At 71.7% G+C, this 6,551-nt stretch carries 4 protein-coding genes and 1 pseudogene; all 5 read right to left on the bottom strand.

All coding sequences use genetic code 11. From position 1 onward, the window contains the following. Positions 1-10 precede the first annotated feature (10 nt). Positions 11-3,265: a nitrate- and nitrite sensing domain-containing protein gene (locus E6R18_RS15450; RefSeq protein ID WP_136317467.1), complete on the bottom strand. Its 3,255-nt coding sequence runs from the start codon at positions 3,263-3,265 to the stop codon at positions 11-13. 346 nt (positions 3,266-3,611) lie between these two features. Next, positions 3,612-4,196, bottom strand: coding sequence for an ATP/GTP-binding protein (locus E6R18_RS15455; RefSeq protein WP_136317468.1), 585 nt, complete (start codon positions 4,194-4,196; stop codon positions 3,612-3,614). Continuing rightward, positions 4,177-4,584: a DUF742 domain-containing protein gene (locus E6R18_RS15460; protein WP_018521347.1), complete on the bottom strand. Its 408-nt coding sequence runs from the start codon at positions 4,582-4,584 to the stop codon at positions 4,177-4,179. Before E6R18_RS15460 ends, E6R18_RS15455 begins: the two co-directional genes overlap by 20 nt. 133 nt (positions 4,585-4,717) lie before the next feature. Further along, a complete protein-coding gene (locus E6R18_RS15465) occupies positions 4,718-5,140 on the bottom strand; it encodes a roadblock/LC7 domain-containing protein (protein ID WP_003966009.1) in 423 nt (140 codons plus the stop codon). Further along, positions 5,141-6,551 (bottom strand): annotated as a pseudogene (locus E6R18_RS15470) (histidine kinase); the annotation flags it as partial.

Below are 6,551 nucleotides of genomic sequence, written 5' to 3' on the forward strand. Positions count from 1 at the left end.
CGGGCTCACACTAACGCTCCTGGTTGTAGGTATTACTTGTGTCCGAACCCGCGTTGCGTCCCCGCAGGACACCGCGCCGCAGGTTGCTCAGCCTGCCCCGCACGTCCTCCGGAGCGCGGGAGACCTGGGGGCCGCCCTGCTGGGTCTGTTCAGCGGTGCCCTCGACCAGATTGGCCTTGGGCACGCGCCGGGGAAGACCGGACGGGGTGATCCCGCCCGCCTTCGGCTCCCGGAGCTTCTCGGCCCGCTCCCAGCGCTCGTCGTTGGCCGAGCGCCAGTCGTCGGAGCCGTTCGCGTCCTGCTGCGCCGGCGGCGTCCGCTGCGGCAGTTCCTGCTGCTGCGGCCGCTCCTGCGCGGCATCGGGCCGGCCGTTCCCGCTGCCCGTGGGCTGCCAGTGCTGCTGGCCGCCCCGGCGCGGAAGACCGGCTTCGGTGAGTTCGTGGCCGGCGTTCGGGAGGGGGCCCGAACGCTCGAAGCCTACGCGGTCCTGCGGCTCAGCGGGAGCGCTCGCGGCAGATTCCGCTTCCGCCTGCGCCACCGGCTCGAAACCACTCTGGTACGCGCCCTGATCAGCCCACTCTTCCTGCTGGGGCTGGACGGCGTACTGCTCGTCGTAAGCCTGCTGAGGCGCCTCGGGGGCCGCGTACGCCGCCTCCGGATAGCCACCCTGCGGGGTGCCGTAGCCGGGCTGCCGCCCGTCGTAGCCGGTGTCGTCGCGGTACGGGTCGTAGCCGCCGTCGTAGCCCGGCTGCACGTACCCCTGCCGGCCCGTCTGAAGGGCCTGCCCGTCCTGCTGCTGCGGGTCCTGGCCGTACTGCTGCGCGGCGTAGGCGTCCTGGGCGCTGACGCCGGTGGCGGCCTCGGAGCCGTACGCGGTCTCGGAGCCGTACGCGGTCTCGGAGCCGTACGCGGCCTCGGCGTACTGCTGCTCGCCGCCGGTCTGTGCCTCCAGCGCCGCGCGGCGTTCCTCGCGCATCAGCGAGCGGCCCACCGGGTCGAGCTGGGAGCCGTCCGCGGAGGGCTCCTCGTACCGCGAGTCGTCGAAGCCGAGTTCGGCCGCCGTGCGCAGCTGCGGCTGGTGCGGCAGGGCGTCGAAGCTCTCCTGCTGCGGAATCATCGAGGAGACGGTGAAGTCGTCCTGGTCGGGGGCGTCGCCGCCGCCACCGTGGGTGATCGCGTCCGGCAGCATGACCAGCGAGGTCGTGCCGGCCTGCTCGCCCGAGGGGCGCAGCTGGACCCGGATGCCGTGCCGGTCGGCGAGCCGCCCGACCACGAACAGGCCCATGCGCTGGGAGACCGCGGCGTCCACCGTCGGCGGGTTGGCCAGCTTGTGGTTGATGTCGGCGAAGTCCTCGCCGGTGAGGCCGATGCCCTTGTCGTGGATCTCGATCATCACGCGGCCGTCGGGCAGCCGGGTCGCGGTGACCCGCACCTTGGTCTGCGGCGAGGAGAACGTGGTGGCGTTCTCCAGCAGCTCGGCCAGCAGGTGCACGAGGTCGGTGACGGACTGGCCGTGGATCTCGGTCTCGGGGACGCCGGAGAGCTCGATGCGCTCGTAGGACTCCACCTCGGATGAGGCGGCCCGCAACACGTCCACCAGCGGCACCGGCTGGTTCCAGCGGCGGCCGGGCTCCTCGCCGGCGAGGACGAGGAGGTTCTCGCCGTTGCGCCGCATGCGGGTCGCCAGGTGGTCCAGCCGGAACAGGCTCTCCAGCTGGTCCGGGTCGGCCTCGTTGTTCTCCAGGTCGGTGATGAGGGTCAGCTGGCCCTCGATGAGCGACTGGTTGCGGCGCGAGAGGTTGGTGAAGATCGCGTTGACGTTGCCCCGGAGCATGGCCTGCTCGGCCGCGAGCCGGACCGCCTCGCGGTGCACCTGGTCGAAGGCGCGGGCGACCTCGCCGATCTCGTCCTGGGAGGTGATCGGGATCGGCTGGACACGGGTGTCGACCCGGCCCGGGTCGGTCCGCGAGAGCTGGTCGACCAGCGAGGGCAGCCGCTGCTCGGCGATGCCGAAGGCGGCGGTGCGCAGCCGGCGCATCGAGCGGCTCATCTGCCGGGCCATGAGCCCGGCCAGGACGAACGCGGCCAGCAGGGCGACGAGCACGATCGTGGCGTTGACGATGGCGTCGGTGCGGGCGTCGGATGAGATCTCCGCGGCCTCGGTCACGGCCCGGTCCACGAGCTCGTCCTCGACCGTGGTGTAGCCGTCGAACTTGGCGGTAGCCGCGGCCATCCAGGTCTCCGGGGTGATCCCCTTCGCCTTCAGCTGGGCGGGGTCCTTGCCGAGGCCGATCTCCTGGGCCATGCCGTCGTAGACCGAGCCGTCGACGGTGGGCGGCGTCACGAACGGTACCCCCGCCGCGTCGGCCTTGGCCTTGGCGGCCTTGAGGTCGGCGGCGCCGGCGGTGGCCTTGTCGGTCATCACCTTCCTCAGCCGGGCCGCGTCGGCCTCCGTACCACCGGAGGTGAACTCACCGAGGGCGATCTGCTCCAGGTAGTTGTACGAGCCGAAAGCCTTGACCTGGTCGTTGAACTTGCCGTTCTCCTTGCTGGGCCGCACCAGGAGGTGCGTGCCGATGGAGCGCTGAAGCGATTCTGCGGCCTTGGCCAGTTCGATCGCGTAGACGGTACGGCCGTAGCTGGTGATGTTGCCGGTGCCGAGACCGAGCTCGTTGCAGAACTCCATGAGGGAGTGCTGCACCTGGACGTAGCCCTCTTCGGTCTTCACCGGGTCCATGGCGGCCGTGTAGGCGGCCTTGCGCAGCTGCGGGAGCTTGGGCTCCTCCAGCTTGAACAGCTTGAGGCGGCGCTGCAGGCCGTCCTTGGCGGGCATGCCCTTCACGGCCTCGCCGAACTTCTCGGCGGCGGCGTCGGTGGTGGCCCGTGCCTGCGTGACGACCTCGTCGTCCCGCTTGTTCGACAGCAGGGGCTCGGCGGTGAGGTCGCGTTCGTTGAGCAGCGCCTGCCCGTACTCGGCGGCCGCGCGCACGATCAGCGCGGTCTTCTCCGCGTCCTGGGCCTCCTGCCAGGTGTTGATCGAGCCCTTCACCTGGAAGCCGCCCATGACCAGGCCGACCAGCACCGGGATCAGGAGGATCGCGTTCAGTCGGGTGGGCACCCGCCAGTTGCGCGGGGACAGCCTGCTGGTGCTGCCACCGGCCGGTATCCCTTCGGACACGTCGGCGGACGGCGCCGCGGCACGCGGCGGCGGGGTGAAGTTGCCCCGCTCCGCCCGCGCCGGGGAGCCCTCGTTGTTACGCCTCACTCGACCAACAACCTCTCGGCGTCGACACCTACGCTGTGCCGTGTTTGTTCAGGGTCGTACTACTCGGGAGTTGGTCGCATTGCAGCACGGCTACCTGCCCCGTTCCAAACAGTTGGAACGGGCGATTCCGAGTGGCGTACGCCTCAGATAAAACGGGCATAAAGAACGAGCCCCGCCAAAAGGCGGGGCTCATGTGAGCGCAGCGACACCGCTCGTGCGCATCCGGTGTCGGACGTGGGGCAATTCTCTGTCGAAACGTTATGAAGGCGGGGGCGGATCGTGTCAAAGGACACAGCCCGCCCCCGTGTGACTACTGTAACTGCCGTACGTCACTACCTACTTGCGGCTACTTGAGCCGAGCCATCAAAGCGTGCTCCACCAGCGTGATCAGACCGCTCTTCGCGTCGGCGCGGTGCCGTGCGTCGGTGGTGATGATCGGGGTGTCGGGGCCGATCTGGAGTGCTTCGCGGACCTCGTCGGGGGTGTAGGGCTGGTGTCCGTCGAAGCCGTTGAGGGCGATGACGAAGGGGAGCCCGCTGTTCTCGAAGTAGTCGACGGCCGGGAAGCAGTCGGCGAGCCGGCGGGTGTCCACCAGGACCACCGCGCCGATGGCGCCGCGCACGAGGTCGTCCCACATGAACCAGAAGCGGTCCTGGCCCGGCGTACCGAAGAGGTACAGGATCAGGTCCTGGTCCAGCGTGATGCGGCCGAAGTCCATCGCCACCGTCGTGGTGGTCTTGCCGCCGGTGTGCGTGAGGTCGTCGATGCCTGCGGACGCGGACGTCATCACGGCTTCGGTGCGCAGCGGATTGATCTCCGAAACGGCACCGACGAACGTGGTTTTGCCCACGCCGAACCCACCGGCCACGACGATCTTCGCCGAGGTGGTGGCCCGGGTCGCCGTACCGCCGTTAGAGCTTTCGAAGTCCACTGAGCACCCTTTCGAGCAGTGTCACATCCGGCGCGCCGCCGGCCTCTCCGTTGCCCGGCTGGTGGATGGCCACCATGCCGGCTTCCGCCAGGTCCGCGACGAGAATCCGCGCCACACCGAGGGGCATCGACAGCAGGGCCGAGACCTCGGCCACCGACTTGACCTCGCGGCACAGATGGCAGATCCGCTGATGCTCGGGGAGCAGGGTCCCCAGATGCGCGGGATCGGCCGTGGTGCTGACCAGTGCTTCTATCGCTAGCTGATAGCGCGGCCGGGTGCGTCCGCCGGTCATGGCGTACGGACGGACCAGCGGCTGGTCGCCCTCACCTTCGTACGACGCGTGACTGGACGCGCCGTACGGATCGGGTGAGGCGGGTGGCGGGGTCATGAATCCTCCGGGCGTGACAGCAGGGTGTCGGCTTGCCGTCTGAAGGGGCCGGTGGGGGGCTGTAAGCGGCCGGACGGGCGAGGGTTGAGTGCGGTACCTGGGTTGATCGTCTGTGTCACTGGTTCACGGCCGCCTAGTGGAGCAGGCTGCCCTGGAGCTCCGCACGGAGGTCCGGGGTCAGGACGGTGCCCGCTCGGTCCACCAGCAGAGCCATTTCGTAGCCGACCAGACCGATGTCGGCGTCCGGGTGGGCCAGTACGGCCAACGAGGAGCCGTCGGAGATGGACATGAGGAACAGGAAGCCGCGTTCCATCTCCACCACGGTCTGGCTCACGGCGCCGCCCTCGAAGATCCGGGAGGCACCTGCCGTCAGCGAGGTCAGTCCGGACGCGACGGCCGCCAACTGGTCGGCGCGGTCGCGCGGGAAACCTTCGGACATCGCCAGCAGCAGGCCGTCCGCCGAGACCACCACCGTGTGCGACACCCCGGGGGTGTTGTCCACGAAGTTGGTGATCAGCCAGTTCAGATTCTGTGCGGCCTGACTCATCGGGCTCAACTAACGCTCCTGCTGGTGAGTGGGGCCGAGGGGGAAACTGCCGGTCTGACCGCTGCCCGCCTGGCGTCCCTGCTGGATGCCGCGGCGCAGATTGGTCAGGCGCCCGCGCACGTCATCGGGCGCACGCGAGACCTGGGGACCGGACTGGTGGTTCTGCTGCTGGGCGGTACCCGGCACCAGGTTGGCGCGCGGGACCCGGCGAGGCAGACCCGACGTGGTGATTCCGCCCGCCGCGGGCTTCTTCACCCGCTCCGCCTGCCGGACGATCTCGTCGTTCGGCGAGGCGCGCCAGGCGCTCGTCGCCCCGGTGTCGCCGACGCCGCGCTGCGGTGCGGCGGGAGCGGTGGGCTCCTGCGCGGACTGCTGCGGGAAGCCGGGCGCCGGTGCGGCGGGAGGCTGCTGCTGGGCACCCTGCTGGCCCTGCTGACCCTGCTGCGGACCGTGGAACCAGTTGGTCTCCAGCGTGTCGTACAGCGGGGTGCGGCCGTCGCCGGGCCCGGAGGCCGGCGGCAGCGCCTCGGGCTGCTGCGGCTGCTGCGGCAGGACCGGGCGGTACGGGGCGTCGGGCGCCGGTGCCATGGGCGGACGCGGCGCACCGAAGTCCTGGTCGCCGCGCTGCCGGGGCGCGGGCTGCTGGGCACCGAAGTCCGGGCGGGCGAACTGCGAGGTGCTCGCCGCGTCCGGGTCCTGCTGCTGCGGGCCGGGCCGGTACTGCGGGCCGGGCGCGGGCGCCGAGAAGTCCGGGCGGGCGAACTCGGCCGTGGCGCCGGGGCCCTGGCGGTCGTCGGCCTGCGGGCGCGGGGGCAGCGGCTGCGGGAACCGGCCCGTGGTCTCCGACTCCTCGTGGCCGCGCGGCGCGTCGAGCGGGGTGCGCCGCGGCGCCGAAGGCTCGTCGGTGCCCCAGCTGGTGGTCTGCGGGCGCTGCGGGGCCGGGAAGCCGCCGGCCGGCCCGTTCTGCGCCGGGGCGCCGGGCAGTTCGGCACGCGGACCGCCGACGGGGGGCAGCTGGCGCTCGCCCCGGCCGGGGCCGCGCGGCGGCTCGAAGGCGCCGCGGCCGTCCTGACCGCCCTGGCCCTGGCCCTGACCCTGGCCTGCTTGGCCCTGGCCCTGACCGCCCTGACCCGGGCCGACCTGGTCGAACCGGGCCTGCTGGGGCTGCGGGGCCTGCCGTGCGGGGCCGTTCTGCTCGGGGCGCCGCTGGTCGAACAGGCTGGGCTGACCGGAGCCGTCGCCCTGGCCGCGTGCGCCGAGCCGGGCACCGCCGAACGCGCCGGCCAGGCCGCCGCCGCCCGGACGCGGAGCCTCCGGACGACCGCCCTCCTGGGGCGGCCGGCCCTGCGGGTTCTGGAACGCCGGGTCCGGCGCGCCGGGCCCGCCCTGCGGGTTCTGCGGGCGGCCGCCGTCGCGGGCG

The sequence above is a fragment of the Streptomyces sp. A1277 genome, assembly GCF_004795015.1.
GTDB lineage: Bacteria > Actinomycetota > Actinomycetes > Streptomycetales > Streptomycetaceae > Streptomyces.